This window comes from Rossellomorea vietnamensis (genome assembly GCF_025398035.1).
Lineage (GTDB): Bacteria > Bacillota > Bacilli > Bacillales > Bacillaceae_B > Rossellomorea > Rossellomorea vietnamensis_B.
This window is the reverse complement of the sequence record NZ_CP104558.1, coordinates 3130237-3149331: the sequence shown is the minus strand read 5'-3', so window position 1 is coordinate 3149331 and position 19095 is coordinate 3130237. Positions and strand designations below refer to the sequence as shown.

Annotated in this window: 15 protein-coding genes; 3 read left to right on the top strand and 12 right to left on the bottom strand. The window is 48.0% G+C overall.

Going from position 1 to position 19095, the window contains the following annotated elements; genetic code table 11:
* Positions 1-173 precede the first annotated feature (173 nt).
* From N5C46_RS16225 to N5C46_RS16175, 11 genes are all read right to left on the bottom strand, one after another.
* On the bottom strand, positions 174-1733 hold the full coding sequence (locus N5C46_RS16225) for an FAD-dependent oxidoreductase (protein ID WP_261749390.1): 1560 nt from the start codon (positions 1731-1733) through the stop codon (positions 174-176).
* A 26-nt stretch (positions 1734-1759) separates the two neighbouring features.
* Complete coding sequence (locus N5C46_RS16220; RefSeq protein ID WP_261749389.1) at positions 1760-2644, bottom strand: ROK family protein; 885 nt, start codon at positions 2642-2644, stop codon at positions 1760-1762.
* On the bottom strand, positions 2641-4161 hold the full coding sequence (locus N5C46_RS16215) for a DUF4127 family protein (RefSeq protein ID WP_261749388.1): 1521 nt from the start codon (positions 4159-4161) through the stop codon (positions 2641-2643). Before N5C46_RS16215 ends, N5C46_RS16220 begins: the two co-directional genes overlap by 4 nt.
* Positions 4154-6694 (bottom strand): alpha-mannosidase, encoded by a 2541-nt coding sequence (locus N5C46_RS16210; protein ID WP_261749387.1) that lies wholly within the window; start codon positions 6692-6694, stop codon positions 4154-4156. The genes N5C46_RS16215 and N5C46_RS16210 overlap by 8 nt, the downstream gene beginning before the upstream one ends.
* Positions 6694-7587 (bottom strand): carbohydrate ABC transporter permease, encoded by an 894-nt coding sequence (locus tag N5C46_RS16205; protein WP_261749386.1) that lies wholly within the window; start codon positions 7585-7587, stop codon positions 6694-6696. The genes N5C46_RS16210 and N5C46_RS16205 overlap by 1 nt, the downstream gene beginning before the upstream one ends.
* A gap of 6 nt (positions 7588-7593) precedes the next feature.
* Complete coding sequence (locus N5C46_RS16200) at positions 7594-8469, bottom strand: carbohydrate ABC transporter permease (protein ID WP_261749385.1); 876 nt, start codon at positions 8467-8469, stop codon at positions 7594-7596.
* On the bottom strand, positions 8466-9374 hold the full coding sequence (locus N5C46_RS16195) for an ROK family protein (RefSeq protein ID WP_261749384.1): 909 nt from the start codon (positions 9372-9374) through the stop codon (positions 8466-8468). Before N5C46_RS16195 ends, N5C46_RS16200 begins: the two co-directional genes overlap by 4 nt.
* 20 nt (positions 9375-9394) lie before the next feature.
* A complete protein-coding gene (locus tag N5C46_RS16190; protein ID WP_261749383.1) occupies positions 9395-10249 on the bottom strand; it encodes a MurR/RpiR family transcriptional regulator in 855 nt (284 codons plus the stop codon).
* On the bottom strand, positions 10203-10949 hold the full coding sequence (locus N5C46_RS16185; RefSeq protein ID WP_261749382.1) for an N-acetylmannosamine-6-phosphate 2-epimerase: 747 nt from the start codon (positions 10947-10949) through the stop codon (positions 10203-10205). Before N5C46_RS16185 ends, N5C46_RS16190 begins: the two co-directional genes overlap by 47 nt.
* Positions 10950-11013: 64 nt before the next feature.
* Positions 11014-12330: an ABC transporter substrate-binding protein gene (locus N5C46_RS16180; RefSeq protein ID WP_261749381.1), complete on the bottom strand. Its 1317-nt coding sequence runs from the start codon at positions 12328-12330 to the stop codon at positions 11014-11016.
* Positions 12314-13066, bottom strand: coding sequence for an alpha/beta hydrolase-fold protein (locus tag N5C46_RS16175; RefSeq protein WP_261749380.1), 753 nt, complete (start codon positions 13064-13066; stop codon positions 12314-12316). Before N5C46_RS16175 ends, N5C46_RS16180 begins: the two co-directional genes overlap by 17 nt.
* 361 nt (positions 13067-13427) lie before the next feature.
* On the opposite strand from N5C46_RS16175, the gene N5C46_RS16170 reads away from it, so the two are divergent.
* The 3 genes from N5C46_RS16170 to N5C46_RS16160 all read left to right on the top strand — a co-directional run bounded on the left by N5C46_RS16170 (position 13428) and on the right by N5C46_RS16160 (position 17554).
* Positions 13428-14417 carry a LacI family DNA-binding transcriptional regulator gene (locus tag N5C46_RS16170; protein ID WP_261749379.1) on the top strand — a complete coding sequence of 330 codons (990 nt, stop codon included), beginning with the start codon at positions 13428-13430 and terminating at the stop codon, positions 14415-14417.
* Between the two features lie 154 nt (positions 14418-14571).
* Positions 14572-15975: a sucrose-specific PTS transporter subunit IIBC gene (locus N5C46_RS16165; RefSeq protein WP_261749378.1), complete on the top strand. Its 1404-nt coding sequence runs from the start codon at positions 14572-14574 to the stop codon at positions 15973-15975.
* 88 nt (positions 15976-16063) lie between these two features.
* Complete coding sequence (locus N5C46_RS16160) at positions 16064-17554, top strand: glycoside hydrolase family 32 protein (RefSeq protein ID WP_261749377.1); 1491 nt, start codon at positions 16064-16066, stop codon at positions 17552-17554.
* 393 nt (positions 17555-17947) lie between these two features.
* On the opposite strand, the gene N5C46_RS16155 is transcribed toward N5C46_RS16160, so the two are convergent.
* On the bottom strand, positions 17948-19075 hold the full coding sequence (locus N5C46_RS16155) for a glycerate kinase family protein (protein WP_261749376.1): 1128 nt from the start codon (positions 19073-19075) through the stop codon (positions 17948-17950).
* Positions 19076-19095: the final 20 nt, after the last annotated feature.

Below are 19095 nucleotides of genomic sequence, written 5' to 3'. Positions count from 1 at the left end.
ATCATGATGTGGCAGTTTCATTCTATCATAATTTTCTGAATAAAAGGAATACTTCTTCATAATAGAATATTAAGATGGATAAATTCTTCATTTTTAGACAAATCGAACGTCCAACTCTAGACCTTTCGACTTATAAAACGTGCGGAGAGACCCCCTGTTAACAGGGAGCCCTCCTAGATCGGCCCTACTTCTGGCCACTTCAATTCAATCCCTTCTACCACCAGCAGTGCCTGAAATTTCCGCAACAACGCTTGATCCTCCCTCACTTCACGGGGCAACACGCCTTTCTCCATGGCAAAAGAAGCAAGATACCCTGCCGATTCCCCGATATTCCATTCCACCGGATGCACCCTGAAGCAGCCGTTCGTAATATGGGTAGATCCGATATTCTTACACGCTGGAAGCACATTGTTCACCCGCACCGGCAGCATAGCCCCCAAAGGAATCTCAAACGGATAACTTTCAGCGTAAAAGAACGTATTCGTCTCCGTCGTCGGATGCAAATCGATCCGGTAACAGCCGATCCCCACAGAATCATTCACCTGTTTTATGCCGTCCCTCGTATTGGCATTGATGTCTTCTTCGACTACCGTCGACACGGCTTTGATTCTCCTCGATTCACGAATATAAGGATATTTGGCGAGACCATCCTCCGTCCCGAGAACATCCCCCCGCAACCTCAGTCCAGGGTACCCTTTTCCCCCATCCGGCCTAGGCGCTTCCGTCTGCAGCCAGTACAGCAGGGAAAGACTCAGCTGCTTCGACTCATGGATATGCTTTGCCCGGTCTTCATCACTGACATCGATGATCGAACCACTCCAATAATCGTTCTGCGGCCAATTGATCAGGGAGATATCCCCTTCATAGGCGCCCTCAACAAAAAGGCTCGGGTCCACGATCCGCCGGTAATCCCACAGCCCCCACAGGTCTTCATGATGGAACATCGCAAATTCCTTCGAACCACCCGTATGGGCATCGGGGGCGAACCAGCTTAACTGCTGATGCTGTAAAAACGGGGCACGATAGTCTTTCCAGAACTCATACTGTTCCGGCTTTTCAATGACAAAATTTCCGCCCTCCACATAGTCCACTGCGAACACATACGTGAAGGACTGCATGTCCTGCGGCCTGGCTTCTTCCGGGGCATGCAGCTCGCCTGTATCCTTTTTGGCTTCTGCCCCTGTGACGTATTCCACTCCTGCCAATGGCAAAAGCTCTCCGGTTTCCGTCGCATCCAGATAATAATGCCCCTGCAGGACTTTGACAGGTCCGTCCCTATGCTGAACGGTAACAGATCGAACATCGTCTCCATCCACGTCCGCACCGGTCACTTTATAATCAGTAAGAATTGATAACCTCCCGCTGCTCGTATAAGGAATGAGCATCTCCTGAAGGACGGCTAGGGCCACTTTCGGTTCATGGCAGAGCCTGCTGACCCATCCCTTTCCTGGATTCAGCCGTTCATCCCGCCTTGCCTCTTCCTTCAGAGGATAGTGACGACGGTAGTACTCCCGCACACGGTTCCGGAACTCACGGTATGTCCTCGTGCAGCCAAACTGCTCGATCCACTGGTGCTCATCCGGCGGGACCGCCTGGCTCGTCAGCTGTCCCCCTATCCAATCGGTCTCTTCGGTCAGGATGACTTTTTTTCCACGTTTCGATGCAGCGAGTGCAGCCGTACATCCCCCGATTCCGCCACCGATGATGATGATGTCTGCTTGTAACGTTTCCATTCCTTTCACACCTTTCTCATAAAAAACTAAACGATGAATCCTGCCCCGATCACCCCTGAGTTGGAACCAAGCTTTGCAGGGACGATCTTGACGAGTTCTTTCAATTCCGGATACACATACTCTTTCACCTTGGCCCTTAATGGATGGAGAATCTGCTCTTCTGAACTCATCACGCCCCCACCCAATACGAAGACGTCAGGATTGATGGCATGGGTGAGATTGGCGATTGCCATGGCCAGGTATACGACAGCTTCATCAATAATGCTCTGGGCCGCTTCATTTCCATTACGAGCTTCGTTAAACACGGCTTCGGACCCACCGGGGATCCCAATTGACTCCCCGGCTGCCCCAATGGCCGTTCCGCTTGCCAAACTTTCAAGTGCGCCAGGATTTAACGAAGGATGCTTTCTTCCATTCGGCACCACAATCATATTGCCAACCTCTCCGGCATATCCATTTGCACCTTGAAATACCTTCCCGTTAATGACAAATCCACCACCGACACCCGTGCTTACCGTCAGATAATAAACACTTTCATAGCCGGCGCCCGCTCCAAGCTTCGCTTCAGCCACAGCCGCCACATTCGCATCATTATCCACCTTCACGGGTAATTCAAAATGCTCCTCGATAATCGCAGCCAAGGGAATCCGCTCCCAGCCAGGTAAGTTAGGGGGAGAAAGAATCGTGCCGGATCGCGCATCCAGGGGACCAGGGCTACCGATCCCGATGACGAGCACACTCTCGTCCCCTTTCACCGTTTCAATGAGTGAAATCAAGTTGGCGATGACCTTCACCGGCCCTGCGTGAGCCTCCGTCTTCTCTTTGGCTTCTTTCAGGATCCTGCCTTTGTCATCTAGGAGTGCGGCCCGCATATTCGTTCCACCCAAGTCCACCCCGATCCGTAAGGTCATGACTCACCACCCCTGCCTATACCGATTTCGAACGTCCTGTCCCAAGGCAGGTAAATGTCCTTCAATGAAAAATGGAGATGGTATCGTTCCAGGAAGTCAGAAGCCTCCTTACGGAATAGTTCCGTCACCCTGCTCAACAGCTCTTCCCGGCTGACTGCCGACTCATCCACTACAGCCCTAACCTCTTGACGGACAATCGACTGATACACATAATCATCCAATAATCTGAGGGTGATTTCAGCCTGCAGCCTTTCCTTTACCTCTGCTTCAGGAAGGGAAGGCTTCTGCTTCTGAAGGTGAACCATCGCCGCCTGTGCCACGACCGTCCCGAGCGTATTGCCCGCTGTATTCCAGCCTGCAAATCCGGCAAGCTCACTCACCTTGACCTCAGACAGCAACTCCGGCAGCATACGAACATCGACTCCGTTCGCATAGGCTGTATCTGCCACCGCCACAAGCTTATCCTGACGAAGATAATGAGAGATGCGCTTGATCCACTCCCCTATATTCCGATCAGGGGTGTCGACTTCCCCCAGGTATTTTTGCAGGGCAAGATCTCCCTGTCGCTTCCCCGGTACATTGGCGGCAAACACAATATCCGCTTCCCCCGGGTGATTAACCGTGTACCCGCCAAAGGCAAAGATCTGTCCCTTCACCGATTCACAGATCGGCCGGTCTTCATACATGGCCGTCGATAACGCACCCGTTTCACCACTGTATATCGGAAAAAACGTCGGGAACGGGACATTTTCAAGCTGATAGATCATCTTTGCCACAAGGGTATTGGCCACTTCATCCGCTCCCGGATAAATGAATACACCCTGAAATAACTCCCGTTCAAATACCTTCCTTGAAAGGTCTTCCTGCTCCCCGATATTCAAGCCATACTCGGACGTATCATCCTGCGGGAATACCAGTACATCAAGTGTTCGATCTTCCACCATATCCAAAAGGGAAACGTTTACACGATAGTTTTTCAGTCTCGTTGATAAGTAGTCTTCCAGCACCTCTGAAGGGATCCGACTCCTGAGATTCTGTACATTTCGATTGGATTCCTCACACCCCGTTTTCTCAAACCGGTGAATATGGAAGGAATACTCCCAAAGCTCGACTCCGTAATCACTCCAGTATTCCTTCTCTTCCTCATTGACGTAGTTATTGGAGATCCTCATGGTGGAGCTGAACGCCATCAGGGCTTTGCCGGGATACTTTTCTTTTAATGAGCGAAGGATCCTGATGCGCTGCTTGATGGTCTCCTCTCCGTCGGTACAAACACGGGAAGGAACCAGTCCTCCATATCCGAGCATGTCAACGGAAAGGACAAATCCATCCACATCGGGAGCCACTTCCCAGATCCACTTTTTCAAAGCCTCGATATCTCCGGGGTTCTTCAAAAAGCCCAGGAGATCTTTAGACGGAAGCAATACTTCCCAATTGCCGATCGAGGCGATCTGCCTTGGAAGCTCCCTTGTTACCGGTCTCCCATCCACAGGCAGGAGGGCAATCTTTCTATTCATGCTTGTTTCCTCCTTTTATGAGGTAAGTAGCGATTTCCTTCGGTTTCAATGTATCCCTGCCATTGAGGACAGGTTCACGCAGAAAGTTCACTCGCTCACCACGTGGGGTTAAACTAAACGGCTGTTCCTGTTCCGTCGGATTCCATAGACGCAGCTCCACTCCATCCTCTACTCTTCTAAGGGAACTCCACTGTACCTCTTCATTATCGATCTCTACTAAACGACCGATTCCCTTCGCTTCACCGGGATAGATCCGTGGGGGAACACGGAACAAGTGGGCTTCCGTCGCCACGCGCCCCATACTCTTTTGGGGGTGGAATTCAAATGATGCGCGGAAGGTATACGTGCCGATACACTGGGCATCCGGCGTTTCCATATTTGGTCCCGCTCCCCCGCCACGTGTCCGTAAATCATCACGGGACAGCCAGCCGACGCTCCTGATCAGCGTCACATCAAGGGAATCTTCTTCTTCCATTCTGGTAATCTGGTACTCCTGCAACCCTCGATGGTAAAAAGTGAATCCGCTATCCGAACGCACAAATGATAGAGAAGGCTCGACGACAACCGGCACTTCCTTTTGTTTCACTGCGTCAAACGCTTCATCCTTCTTCGCTTCCCGCTTCACCACATCGAACGCCGTATCACTATACGTGTGATCAACGGACGTTCCCAACGGATATTGAACACGTAACCGCTGGTCCCTCGAGCGATTATCGATCACATACGATACATCGATTTTCCGATCTTTTTCTTTTACAGTAAGAGTGATCTCTACAGTCGTTATAACCGTTTCTTCTGAAGGACCGGTTCGATCCCCATTCAACCCTGACGGTGTGACAAGCTTCAGATCATACGATAACTCTTGAACGCCTGACGCTCTCCGGACCTTTCCTGTGCCCTCAAGCTCAGCTACCGTCTTCACATCGTTCACTGGCGGGGAGTAGTTATACTCGTCACCAGCGTCTAAGGTGCTGTAGAACCGATGCAACCCCTGATGATGCTTGCCCGTTTCTTTTTCAAGTAGTGAAAGGGTTCCATCCTCGTCCAGTTCGATAGAATAATATTCGTTTTCAATCACGCTGTCCTGTGACTCAAGGATTTCTTCATAGCTTCCCTCCACGACTGTAAAAGCAGCGAGTGAAGTGGCAGCAAGATCCTCCACATAAAAGTCCAGCTCATAAAATGTCCCCTCTTTAAAATCCGGGAACGCGTCCAAAGGAGAAGCAAAATGTCTACCCTTCCGCTTATTCTTGATCACAGGGGTAAGAAGCTTCCCGTTCTCGTCCTGTAAACGGAACGATCTTTCTTTCTCGAGCCAAATCTCCCCCGACATCCAGCCGGTGAACGGCCTTGGATGAGGATTGAAGACCGTAAATACGCTGTTATCATCAAACGGCTTTCTCCGTCCTGCTCCTGAAAACATTGGATCCTGAACGCCGAGATGAGTGAGCGATCCCTTCTGTATGGACGAAAGCCTCTGCCTGAGCATCATCGTTCTCGTCTCCATTTCCTTATGGACCTCATCAATGCTGCAGCCACAAATACTGTCGTGAGGATGATTCAAGAGTAGAAGCTTCCAGGATTCCTCCAGGTAACGAAGAGGATACTTCTCTTGCCCGGCAAGTGTCGCCAGTGGTTCCGTGTAGCCCGTCAACTCATCCTCCATCTCCTGATTTTGAACCTTGAGATAGCTTCTTGCCGAAAGGACATTGGGAAGAACATAAATATGCTCATTGCTTCTCATCTCCCCGACAAACACAGGCAAGTCAGCCGGGATTTCGGCCTGAACGCTCTTCAGAAACGCTTCATAGGTGCTGGACACAAACTCCACTTCCCCTTGAAGCTCATGGATCTGCTTCATCAGATTTCCGTGCTTCGGCATCAGATGATCCCCGCCATTCGTCAACAACAGCTGAGACGTTGTCGCATACGGTGTGACCTTCTCCACATAGGACGTCAACTGCTCTTCTGGATGGTCTTCATTCAAAAGGGGCTGATAATACCCTTCTGGCAAAAAGGCCGTGAAAACGCTGGACCCGTTCGGCGCTTCCCAATGAAACTCAGACGTTTCGGGCTTGATTCCCCGCCACAAAATGGCGTTATCAATCCCAAATCTCTGTAACAGCTGAGGCATCTGACTTACGTGACCGAATGTATCCGGTAAGTACCCGACCTTCTGGGTCTCTCCATATCGACCGGCGATCTTCAGTCCCATCTCCATATTCCGGATCAGGGATTCTCCGCTCACAAGAAACTCATCGGCCAAGACATACCAAGGACCGATGATGATTTTCTTTTCTTCTATGAAATGAAGGACTTTTTCCTTCAGGCTCTCTTCGCAAACCTCAAAATAATCCTCCAGGGCAGCCATCTGGCCATCCAGGACAAATTGCTCCAACTCTCCCTTTTCAAGACCCGACACAATCCGGTCCATCACCTGTACGAGCCGGTGGCGGAATACTTCAAATGGTAAGTACCACTCCCTGTCCCAGTGGGTCTGGAAGACGATATGACACGTCATTTTCTTGCTCATTATCCTTTCACCGCCCCTTTCATGGCACCTGCAATGAAGTGGCGCTGCAGGATGGAGAAGATGATGATGATTGGAAGAATCGAGATGATCGATCCTGCCGCGATGTATCTCCAGTTAGCCGAGAACGAACCGGCGAGGGTGTTGACGCCGAGTGGCAGTGTGTACATACTCGTATCGTTCAAGATGATGAGCGGCCAGAGGAAATCACCCCATGCCATCATGAACGTAAAAATGGCCAATGTGACGAGTGATGGTTTAACGAGTGGCATGAGGACTCTCCACCAAATTTGAAACGCATTGGCTCCATCCATACGGGCTGATTCATCGAGCTCATACGGGATCGTGAGGAATGCCTGACGCATCAGGAAAATCCCGAAAGCCGTGGTGGCGTGGGGCAGGATCAATCCTGCATAGGTGTTTTGCAGTCCTAGGTCCAATGCCAATAGGTAAATTGGAATCATCAGGAGCTGAAACGGTACCATCATCGTACTGAGAATGAGGACGAAGACGATGTTTTTCCCGCGGAAGTTCATGCGGGCGAGCGGGTAGGCGGCCAGTGAACAGAAGACGATATTCAAGATCACCGTCACCACGGATACGACAACACTATTAAACAGGTAACGCCAGAACGGGAAGAAATCCATCACTTCCACGTAGTTACCGAACGTGATTTTTTCGGGGATGAACTGAGGCGGGTACGAGAAGATATTCTCGCTGCCCGATTTGAGCGACGTGGCCAGGAGCCATAGGAATGGACCGACCATGATGAGTGTGACGAAAAGTAGTGTTGCATATTGAAGAACGACTTTCCCTACCTTTTTTACGTTTATCGGCTTTTTGACAGTTAGTTCGGTTGAATGTTCGTTACTGGTTCCAAGAGAAGGAGAACTCATGGAGAATCACCCCTTTATCGCAGATTCTTTTTTGCTCATGAACTTGATATTAATGACAGAGAAGATCAATGTGATGATGAATAATACGACGCCCGCCGCACTGGCATAGCCCATTTGCAGCTTATCGAAGGCTTCTTCATAAATGTAGAAGACGAGTGTTTTCGAGCTGTTCAGCGGTCCTCCGCCGGTCATGACGTAGATTTCTTCGAATACCTTCATGGCGGAAATCGATGACATGATGGTGACAATCATAATGGAAGGCATTAATAAAGGAATGGTAATATGCCAAATCTGTTTCCATTTGCTTGCTCCGTCAATGTCCGCTGCTTCATAAAGATCATCTGAAATCGACTGCAGTCCCGCCAGGTAAATGACCATATAATAGCCGAGTCCCTTCCAGATGGTGACGACCATGACGGCAAAAATCGATGTCGACGTCGAGGTCAGCCAGTTCACAGGTTCGTTGATTAAACCAAGTGATTCCAATATGTAATTCAGAATTCCTTTATCGGCGTAAACCCATTTCCACGCAATCCCCACCACGACCATGGAGGTGACGACCGGTACATAATAGGCGGAACGGAAGAACCCGATCCCCTTCACCTGCTGGTTCACAAGGATTGCAAGGAAAATCGGCAGGATCACGAGTGCCGGAACGACGATGACCAGATATAATAAGGTCTGCCCGAGCACTTTCCAGAACAGGTCATCAGCGAACAGCCCTTTGTAGTTTTCAAGTCCGATGAATTCAGCATCGGTGACGATATTGTAATTGGTGAAGCTCAGCCAGATGGCATTGAGCATGGGATAAAAGATGAACGCACCCAGGATGATGACACCAGGTATCAAAAACAGAAATGGTGTTAACGGATGATTTCTCATACGGACTCCCCTCTTTTCTCCATCGCTTGAAATACGAGCTTGGCAGCTCCAAGCATTCCCGCCTGATTTCCCAGTAATGCAGGGTAAATGCTTGTATTAACAAAATATTCCTTCAATTTAACCTGGAAGTCGGCCCACCAATGGTCCTTGGAGTCAATGACCCCTCCCCCGATGAAGAGGACTTCCGGATCGACGCTCACAGAGATGTTGTACGCGGCGATGGCCAAATAATCCAGATAACGGTCAACCACCCTCTTGACCTGTTGATTTCCATTTGAATATTCTTCAAAAATCTCTGAGCCATGCGCGAAAGAAGATTTCGTTTCGGTGAAAACGTCCTGCACCAGTGCCGTACCCGACAGATACTGCTCCAGGCAGCCCTTCTTCCCGCAATTGCATGGCTTTCCATTTGGAACGAGCACGACATGTCCCCATTCCCCACTTTGATGGTGATGGCCGTGCAAGACCTCACCTTGTATGGCGTTCGCTCCCCCGACTCCGGTCCCAAGGGTCAACATGATCGCTGATTCGGGGTTTCCTTCCCACTTCCAAAGCTCTCCAAGGAGAGCGACATTCGCATCATTGTCGACGGCACATGGCAGTCCGTAGCGCGTTTCGATTTCTTCTTTCACATGGGTTCCCTGCCACGATGGCAGGTTATCGGTTGCATAAACGACGGTCCCTTTCACCGGATCCACACGACCTGCCGTGCCAATCCCGATTCCTGAAATCGTGCCGTCTTTCTTCATTAATAGATCAATCACTTGAAAGATGGAGCCGAGGATTCCCTCTCTCCCGTTCGAGATATCGGTGGGGACCGTTTCCTGATGGAGGATCGTGCCATCCCGATGGACAATCGCCCCTTTGACCCCGGTACCACCGACATCGATTCCTATGACCTTCATCGTTTCACCTGCTTACCAGTTTAATAGATTTTATCTACAACGGCTCTTGCGGTTTTCTCCTTCATGCCAAGGGAGAACTCTTTATTGTGAAGGGCAAGTCCGGTGCATAACAGATCGATGACGAAAAGCTGTGAAATCTTCGCGATCATGGATCCACCTTCAAGCGGAGATTCCTTCCCGCCGCTTAACAGAACGGCATCGGCAAGCTTCGTAATCGGTGAACGGGCATAGTACGTGATGGCAATGACGCTTGCTCCGTTTTCTTTGGCCAGTGTCAGGGAATCGATCGTGTCCTTCGTACTTCCCGAGATACTCAATCCAACCACCACATCCCCTTCTTTCACAGTGGCAGCCGTCATGGATTGGATGTGGGGATCGATGACCGCATCCGACCGGTATCCGATCCGAAGGAAACGATTCTTCGCATCCAATGCCGTCAATCCTGAAGTCCCGACTCCAAAGAAATGGATGGATTTTGCTCCCGAAAGAAGTCTGATCGCTTCCTCCAGCGTTTCTTCATCCAGCTTATTCACGGTTTCATCTACCGCGTTCTTTGTATAAGCAGCAATGGATTGAATAAAGCCCGTTGGCTTGCTCGGATCGGACTCTTCTTCTTGAGACATAGAGGATAAATCCTTCGCCATGGCCAATTTAAATTCCTGATATCCCTTCATGCCAATCTTACGACAGAAGCGCAGCACCGTCGTTTCCCCCACTTCCGCTACATCGGCAAGATCTGTCACCGAGTAATAGAGTGCCTTCTCCATCTGTTCCAACACAACCGTCGCCACTTTCTGTTCAGACTTTGTGAGGGAAGGATAATAGCTGTTAATTAATCCTCCTAATTTGCTCTTTGATGCCGTTTGTGCCTGCATCTTGATTACCTCCTTTATTCTGGATGGATTGTACAAACCGTTTCGTGATTTCCTGCGGCCTTGTGATGGCCGAACCAACCACAACGGTATGAGCTCCCATATCCAATGCCTGACACACTTCTTCGGGAGTCGAAATCCGCCCTTCGGCAAACACCGGAATCTTGATAGTCTCAACCAATCTTTTCAATAATGTAAAATCAGGTTCACATTGCTGAGGCGAATACGGCGTGTACCCCGACATGGTGGTGCTGACACAGTCAACGCCCAGTTCCACAGCGTTGATGGCTTCTTCATAGGTGGATACATCTGCCATGATCGTTTGTCCTTTTGACTTCAGATAAGCGATCAAGCTTTCCAGTGACTCACCGTTTGGACGTGTTCGCGTTGTCGCGTCGATAGCAATCATGTCCACCCCTGCTCTGATCAGTTCATCAGCTTCCTTCGTGGTAGCCGTTATGTAGACATCACTTCCCGGGTAATCCCTCTTCACCAATCCAATGATCGGTAAATCCACGTACTCTTTAATGGCCATAATATCAACCGCACTGTTTGCCCGGATCCCCGACGCACCGCCGACGTAAGCTGCCTTCGCCATTTTCCCCATTACATCCGCCCCGTGCAACGGTTCATGCTCAAGGGCCTGGCATGACACCACAAGCTTTCCCTTTAATTGTTCAAAAACGATTTCCTTGCTGATCATCCTGTCTTCACCGTACTTTCATTGAAATGCAGAAAGGGAGATATACTCCCTTTCCGTCATTCCCTTATTTAGATAGCGTTTCGTTCCATTTCATTTCAGCCTGATCTAATGCTTCGTCCACTGTCATATCCCCAAGCATCGCTGCATGAAGGGCTTCGTTCATCGCTGTACGCAGCTCTTCAAAGTTCTTCATTGGTGGGATCAGCACTTCACTGTCCTTCAATTGACCAGCCGATACGATGCGGGCTTTATCAATAGGTGTCGCATCCGCAGGCTCTTCACTGAAGTACGGATCATCAAGAGCCGTTTCAATCGATGGAAGGATCGCTGTCTGTTTATCAAATTCAACCTGGTTCTCTGCATTCGTCAAGAAGATGGAGAAGTCCACAGCTGCCTTTTGGTGCTCAGATTGCTTAGGCACCACGACGTTCATAGCCGCTACGTTTTTCTTGTTTGTGTCACCCGTGATGATTGGAGCTGTTCTTGTCGCTTTTAAAATATCAGGAGCATTTTCTTCGACGATCGTCAGGAATTGTGGACCTGAAGGCAGGATCGCGATTTCACCCGCTTGATACAAATCGACAGCTTTAGAGTGTCCTTCCGTCAATACTTCACGTGGAATCAAATCATTCTTGTAAAGGTCTACGAAGAAGTTGAATGCTTCTTTCCCTTCAGGCGTGTTGAACGTTGCTTTCGTCATATCTTCATTCGTTAAATCCACGCCCATCATGACCATCGTTTCAAGAAGGTGACTTCCATCAAGAGCCGGGAAGAACGCGTATTTACCCGTTTTGTCTTTGATCGTTTTTGCGACATCTGATAATTCTTCGAATGTAGCTGGTGCCTTCTCCGGATCAAGTCCCGCTTCCTTGAAGATATCCGAGTTATACATCGTTACCTGAGAAGACAGGTACCAAGGAATACCGAACGTCTTTCCGTCGAATGTGTTGGAAGACCAGATGTTCTCGAAGTACTTACTCTTCACATCTTCCGGAACCATTTCATCCATATCGACAAGCGCATCAAGCTCGGCAAGTTTCGCTGCGAATTGTGGATTCAGGTTCGCCACGTCAGGAGCCGTTTTGGATGCGACGGCTGAAAGGATCTTCGTCTCCATATCCCCCCAAGGAATGTCCACCCATTTCACTTTCACGTTTGGGTTTTCCTTTTCAAAGTCAGCGATGACCCCATTTAAGTAATCATCAAAAGTTGGAGATAATTGCATCGTCCAGAATTCAATCTCGACCGGATCCTCTTTGGTTCCTTCTTTTTGTTCCCCAGTAGAGCTTGATTTGCTGCTGTTACAGGCAGCTGTAAATAGCATAGCAAACATCAACATAAGCGTTAATAGAAACTTTCCATTTTTAAACATTGTGTTCATCCCTTTCCCCTTTTGTATTCGTATCAATAAAATAGTTCAATGCCCGCGGCAAGTCCCTTCTCCAAAAATCCCACAGGTGCTGCTCGTCTTCTTCGCAGTATGTAATAGTATCTGTGATAGATTGAAGTTGGTTATGAAGAATCCGGTTGAAAGATAAGATTGGTAGAGTTTCTCCGGTAAGTGGATAGATAACGGACTCTTCCCCACGGCCTACTACTTGATACACAAACCAATCTGTTTTTTGAAGATTGCGAACTTTTACCCCGTGAAAATCTGTAAAGGCACCGGATTGTAGTAGCATGTGTGACCACGACTCAGGAGAATCACAAGCTATACCCATAGAGACTGCTGCACCAAGAGAATCCCCTAACAACCCTATTTTGCGAAGCGTCTTGCCATTACTGGTAAATCGACGACGTATGTCCCGAAGAAGTTCCTTATTAAAGAATTGGACGTAGCTTTCATGTTGCTTCCCCTTTGGATGATAAAAATGATAGCGTTCTTCTGAACTGGACGGAGGTACGAGCACCAGTACCACATGATGAGATTTCGTGTTTTCCAGAATCGTTTCAAGTGTCGGGAGAATCTCTCCATGCTCCACATAATCCATTCCATCCTGAACAAATAAAACATCGACTGTCTCTTCATGACCCCTTTTGTACTCATGGATGTAGTATCGTTGATCACGGCGTAAATACCGGCTGGTAATCACGCATTCTTCCAAGCTTGCATTCAATGACCGTATTCTCCCCCTTTCCAAGAGTAGGTTCCCCTATTAGGTTCTATCCTAGCATATGAAAGCGCTTTTGTGAATATGTTCTCCATTTTTTATTTTTTTGGTGGATTATTACTCCAAAATTAATCAATAGGGATACCACTCTTCCTTTTAAACCAATACAGAACATTAAGGACGTAAGCTAATCTCCAGATTTCCGATCGCTAATTGATCCTTTAACCTTAGTACTAATAATCCTATTAACTTACCTTTTTATAATTTGAAAAGTAACCCAGGGACGGACCTCCCCACTAACCTTCTAAAATTGACTCCCATAAGGTAAAATAATGACATGATCCAGAACGAACAAGGAGGATTTTGATTGATCACAATCAAGGAAGTGGCCAGAAGAGCCCAAGTATCAAGCGCAACAGTATCCAGAATGTTGAATGATTCAGGGTATGTAAGTGAAGAGGCACGAGATCGAATTCTGAAAGTAATAGAAGAAACAGGATATGTTCCAAGTGAGAATGCGAAGTCACTGCGGACGAAGAAAACGAAGGTGATTGGGGTCGTCTTGCCGAAACTCGGTTCAGAAACGACGAGCCGGATGGTGAATGGGCTGGATCAGGTCTTTGCCGAGAAGGGTTATCAAATTTTACTCGCCAACACCAATTTAAATGCTTCTAAAGAGATCGAGTTTATCAGACTGCTAAAAAGCAGGGATGTTGAAGGAATCGTCCTTTCGGCTACGAATACGAGCGGACCATTGATGGATGAAGTTCAAAAGTTGAAGATTCCGGTAGTGGTCGTTGGGCAGGACCTCCCCGACACGCCTTCCGTTGCCTTTAATGAGATGATGGCTTCAAAGGACATGATCGAATACTTCATCGAAAAGAAGCATGAGAAGATTGCCTTCATCGGAGTGAGTGAATCGGACAGGGCAGTAGGAGTGTTAAGAAAACAAGGCTACTTGTCAGCGATGGAAGAGCATGGACTCCGGATCGAGGAGCATTGGATTCAAACGGCTGTTTTCGATGTGGAGTCCGGTTATCAGGCGATGCAGAACATCATGGAACATTCCAAAAAGCGACCCACAGCGGTATTTGCTGTGACGGATCGTCTTGCCATCGGAGCCATGAATTATATCAAGCAGGCTGGGTTGCGGATACCTAAAGACATTGCATTGGCTGGAGTAGGTGCTTCCGAGCTCTCTCAATATGTCACTCCCTCCCTCACCACTGTTGACTTCCATTATCATAAAGCCGGACAGGAAGCAGCCAATATGATCCTGGCTCAGATCAATCAAGAAGACATACCGAACGATAAAATGGTATTGGACTATAGACTAGTAAAAAAAGATAGTGTATAATTTTGTGTAATCGATTACACAACGTTTTTCCTGTACGTATGTAATCGATTACACATCATGTTTATTCATTTCCATGGTATCGGCATCAATCTGCTGATACTATTAATTTTCTGAAATATGTAATCGATTACACACAAAAGAAGGAGGAGAAATCATGTCTGATAACAGAAAGATTGCAGAAGACATTCTATCAGGTGTCGGCGGTGAAGAGAACATCCTTTCCGTTGCCCATTGCGCCACCCGTTTACGAATCATGGTAAAAGATAAAGAGAAAATCGACCAAGCTGCCATTGAAAATACGGAAAAAGTAAAGGGAGCATTTTTCAACTCCGGTCAATATCAAATTATATTAGGAACCGGCACGGTTAATCGCATTTATGAAGAAGTGAGGCAATTAGGAGTCGCAGGATCCACAAAGGCTGAACAATCGAAAGAAGCTGTAAAAAGCGGAAACGGTTTTCAACGTGCCATTCGTACATTTGGAGATGTGTTTGTACCGATTATACCCGTCCTTGTCGCAACCGGTCTGTTCATGGGATTACGGGGACTCGTACTACAAGAACAGATTTTAGCGATCTTCGGCATGACACCGGATGATATATCACAGAATTTCATTTTATTCACCCAGATCCTTACAGACACAGCATTTATCTTCTTACCCGCCCTCGTCGCCTGGTCGACCTTCAGAGTATTCGGCGGGACACCGATCGTTGGAATGGTCCTTGGACTGATGCTTGTGAGTCCAGCGTTGCCAAATGCCTGGGGGGTTGCAGGAGGGGACGTCCAGCCACTTGAGTTTCTTGGATTTATACCTGTAGTAGGGTACCAGGGTTCCGTCCTTCCAGCTTTCATCGCCGGTATTCTAGGGGCAAAGCTTGAGAGACAAATACGGAAATGGACCCCGGAAGCACTGGATTTAATTATCACACCCTTTCTTACGTTATTGATTATGATCACTCTCGCACTGTTCGTGATCGGACCTATATTCCACAGTCTGGAAAATGTAATCCTTGATGGAACAGTGGCTGTTCTGGAATGGCCTTTTGGCATTAGCGGACTTATTATTGGCGGGATCAACCAAATTATCGTTGTAACCGGGATTCACCACATCTTTAATCTCTTGGAAATTCAGCTTCTTGCCAAATTCGGAAACAATCCCTATAATGCGATCATTACTTGCTCGATTGCAGCACAGGGCGGCGCAGCTTTGGCAGTTGGATTAAAGACCAAGTCCAAAAAACTGAAAGCACTGGCTCTTCCTTCTTCCCTCTCAGCATTCTTAGGGATCACGGAGCCAGCTATCTTCGGAGTCAATCTACGCTACGGAAAACCGTTCATCATGGGGCTTATCGGCGGAGCGGCCGGAGGTTTCATTGCATCTCTCATGGGATTGAAAGCAACAGGGATGGCCATTACGGTTATTCCCGGTATGTTGCTATATTTAAATGGGCAAATCCTTCAATATCTATTCATTAACCTTGTAGCAATCGGAGTAGCCTTCGTCCTTACCTGGATGTTCGGATATTCGGATAAGAAAAATCTTGAAACTGGAAAGTAGACAAACACTATAGAAAAGCAGGTGAATGGCCCTCACCTGCTTTTCTTTCATACACGTAACGAACCCTACACGAAAGGATTTATCCATTATGACAAAATATACCGAACCGAAATATAAAACCCTCCACGAAGCAGAAGCAAACGAGTTGGAAATCCTTAAAGAAAAAGTGGCAGCATCCATTTGGAAACCCGCTTTCCATATCCATCCGGAACACGGTCTCTTAAATGATCCCAATGGTCTTGCCTACTTCAATGGTACGTATCATGTCTTCTACCAGTGGTTTCCGTTCGGATCATACCACGGGATGAAGCACTGGGCCCATGTGAAGTCCGATAATCTGGTAGAGTGGGAACAGCAGCCCACAGCCCTTGTCCCTATTGAGGATTATGAATCACACGGTGCCTATTCCGGAGCTTCCATAGAAGTGGATGGTAAGTTGTACCTTTACTATACCGGTAATATAAAATACAGCGCAGAAGAACGATCGGCCAATCAGTGTCTTGCCATCATGGAAAAGGATGGACAAGTCCGGAAATATGATCATAATCCGATCATCGAGGGTGTCCCGGCTGGATACACCGGTCATGTCCGTGACCCCAAAGTGTTTAAAAAAGGGAACATATATTACATGATGCTCGGGGCTCAACGCGAAGATAAAACCGGAGCGATCATTGTATATGAATCGAAGGATGCCCTGGACTGGTCCTTTAAGGGAGAGTTGAGACTGGACCTGGATTTACCGGAATCCTGCTATATGCTGGAGTGCCCTGATTACTTTAAGATCAATGGTCAAGACGTGCTCGTAGTCTCACCACAGGGGCTTGAAGCCAAACACCACGACTATCAAAATCTTTACAATGTGATATACGCACTTGGCAAACTGGACATCGAAAACCTTACATTCGACGTGACCGATTATCAGGAATTGGACAAGGGCTTCGACTTTTATGCTCCTCAAACATTCGAAGGAAAAAGCCATGAACGGTTAATGTTCGGCTGGGCCGGTATGGCCGAAGTGGAATATCCAACCGACAAAGAGGATTGGGCCCACTGCCTTACACTTCCCAGGAAGCTTGATATCGTGAACGGCCTTCTCGTTCAAAAGCCGGCTACTGAATTGAAGCAGCTTCGAAGCAAATCACATTCAGGGAGCCTGACGTTGGATAAAGACTCAACCAATCTCCATTCCGGTTTCCGTTCATTTGAGTTGGAAGCATCCATCGAATCCCATGGAGCAGACTCTTTCGGGCTGGAACTCTTCTCATCGGAAACAGAGGGACTTGTCTTAGCATTTGATCGTTCGAACCAAACGGTGACGTTGAATCGCGAGAATTTCCATTCCTCATTTGATAAGCAAAATGGTTTGGTGCGAAGTGCTGAGCTCAGCATCGGGGACAGCGTTAAACTACAGGTATTCTGTGACAGAAGCATCGCCGAAATTTTTATCAATGACGGTGAAGTGGTCTTTACAACAAGGGTCTTCCCCATAGAGCAATCAACCGGAGTCAAACTGTTCACCGATAAAGAACTAACCTGCAGCTACGCGATCCATCAAATGAAGAGTACGAACTCACTTTAGATAAATGTCTTCCCCCCACTGGTATGATTTAGATCGTTGGGACGTAGGAACGGGTACACATAAAGACGAAGGGAAGAAACCCTTCGTCTCTTTTTTATTTTGATCGCTTACTTGTTCCGAGATTTTATAAATGAATAGTGAGCTGGAGATTTTTCGACACCTTGGCATGAATATCTCGAATCTCGCATGATTAGTTGGATACAGGGTGTAATCTTTCGAAAAGAGGCATGATTTTTTGATTTCCCGCTCGATTATAGCCAATTCTCGCATGATTCATTTAAAAATATTGATTTACTTAGTCCAAGTTTCCCCCCCCAAGATGGGCTTCTAACCTAAATAAAGAAAATGCGACCTGAAATATGGGAAAAAGACGAGGTCAACACCCTGTCCAACTTATTTCTTCAATAATCGCACAACCTGCTCCACCGTCACCCGGATCTGTTCACTCGTAACCTCACTCCTCAAGGCTTCCTCCAGCGACCGGCATTCCGTCTGAATCGAAAACACCGCATCGAGATACTGATTCACCTCAGCCAAATCCGTATCGATCCGACCCGCAAGCCCGATCACTCTCTTACCGTGCTTCTTCGCAAGTCGCGCAACCCCAACAGGTACTTTCCCCATTAATGATTGCTGATCGAGACTTCCTTCACCGGTAAAAACAATATCCGACTCCATTACTTTCTCTTCCAACCCCGTAAGTTCTATAATCGTGTCCACGCCTGATTGAAGATCACCATTTAAAGCGGCCACGATACTTCCACCGAGTCCTCCGGCAGCTCCAGATCCGGCTACCTTTTGAACGTCAACACCATATGCTTCTTTAAATAGGGACGCAAGCCTCACCAACCCGGCATCAAGCTCAAGAACCCCTTCAGTTGTGGCCCCCTTCTGCCTGCCAAAAATATGAGCAGCACCTTTCTCTCCATAAAAAGGATTCGTGACGTCACTCGCAATCGTAAACGAGCATTCCTCCAGTCCGGGTAACCGTTCACGATCAGAAAACGAAGCCGCGTGAAGCATCGGATTCCCTTCCACACCGAGCTCGGCTCCATCCCCATCATAAAACGTCCATCCCAAAGCCTGCAGCATCCCGGCGCCACCATCATTCGTCGCGCTACCCCCAAGGGAAATGACGATTTTACGATATCCGTTCTGAACAGCATCCTTGATCTGTTCACCCAAGCCATACGTATTCGCCTTCATCGGGTCCCGCTTCTCAAACGGAACAAGGGGAAGTCCACTGCTTCTCGCACTCTCGATAAACGCCGTGTCCCCGTTCAGAACAACATATCGGGCAACAACAAGATTCATTAACGGATCATGGACCTCTACTTCTTTCTCTTCTCCATCAAGGCAAGTGAGCAGGGCATCCAGGGTCCCCTCTCCACCATCCGCCATAGGAGAGTTTTCTACATAAGCGGATGGGCAGGCAGATAGAATCCCCTTCCGCGCTGCTTCCCCCACTTCAAAGGCAGATAATGAATCCTTATAAGAATCCGATGCTATTAAAACATTCATCTCCTACACGCTCCTATAAA

Coding starts and splice junctions, on each gene's coding strand:
- N5C46_RS16225 (WP_261749390.1), bottom strand. CDS start 1,733: ATGGAAACGTTACAAGCAGACATCATCATCATCGGTGGCGGAATCGGG.
- N5C46_RS16220 (WP_261749389.1), bottom strand. CDS start 2,644: ATGACCTTACGGATCGGGGTGGACTTGGGTGGAACGAATATGCGGGCC.
- N5C46_RS16215 (WP_261749388.1), bottom strand. CDS start 4,161: ATGAATAGAAAGATTGCCCTCCTGCCTGTGGATGGGAGACCGGTAACA.
- N5C46_RS16210 (WP_261749387.1), bottom strand. CDS start 6,694: ATGAGCAAGAAAATGACGTGTCATATCGTCTTCCAGACCCACTGGGAC.
- N5C46_RS16205 (WP_261749386.1), bottom strand. CDS start 7,587: ATGAGTTCTCCTTCTCTTGGAACCAGTAACGAACATTCAACCGAACTA.
- N5C46_RS16200 (WP_261749385.1), bottom strand. CDS start 8,469: ATGAGAAATCATCCGTTAACACCATTTCTGTTTTTGATACCTGGTGTC.
- N5C46_RS16195 (WP_261749384.1), bottom strand. CDS start 9,374: ATGAAGGTCATAGGAATCGATGTCGGTGGTACCGGGGTCAAAGGGGCG.
- N5C46_RS16190 (WP_261749383.1), bottom strand. CDS start 10,249: ATGCAGGCACAAACGGCATCAAAGAGCAAATTAGGAGGATTAATTAAC.
- N5C46_RS16185 (WP_261749382.1), bottom strand. CDS start 10,949: ATGATCAGCAAGGAAATCGTTTTTGAACAATTAAAGGGAAAGCTTGTG.
- N5C46_RS16180 (WP_261749381.1), bottom strand. CDS start 12,330: ATGAACACAATGTTTAAAAATGGAAAGTTTCTATTAACGCTTATGTTG.
- N5C46_RS16165 (WP_261749378.1), top strand. CDS start 14,572: ATGTCTGATAACAGAAAGATTGCAGAAGACATTCTATCAGGTGTCGGC.
- N5C46_RS16160 (WP_261749377.1), top strand. CDS start 16,064: ATGACAAAATATACCGAACCGAAATATAAAACCCTCCACGAAGCAGAA.
- N5C46_RS16155 (WP_261749376.1), bottom strand. CDS start 19,075: ATGAATGTTTTAATAGCATCGGATTCTTATAAGGATTCATTATCTGCC.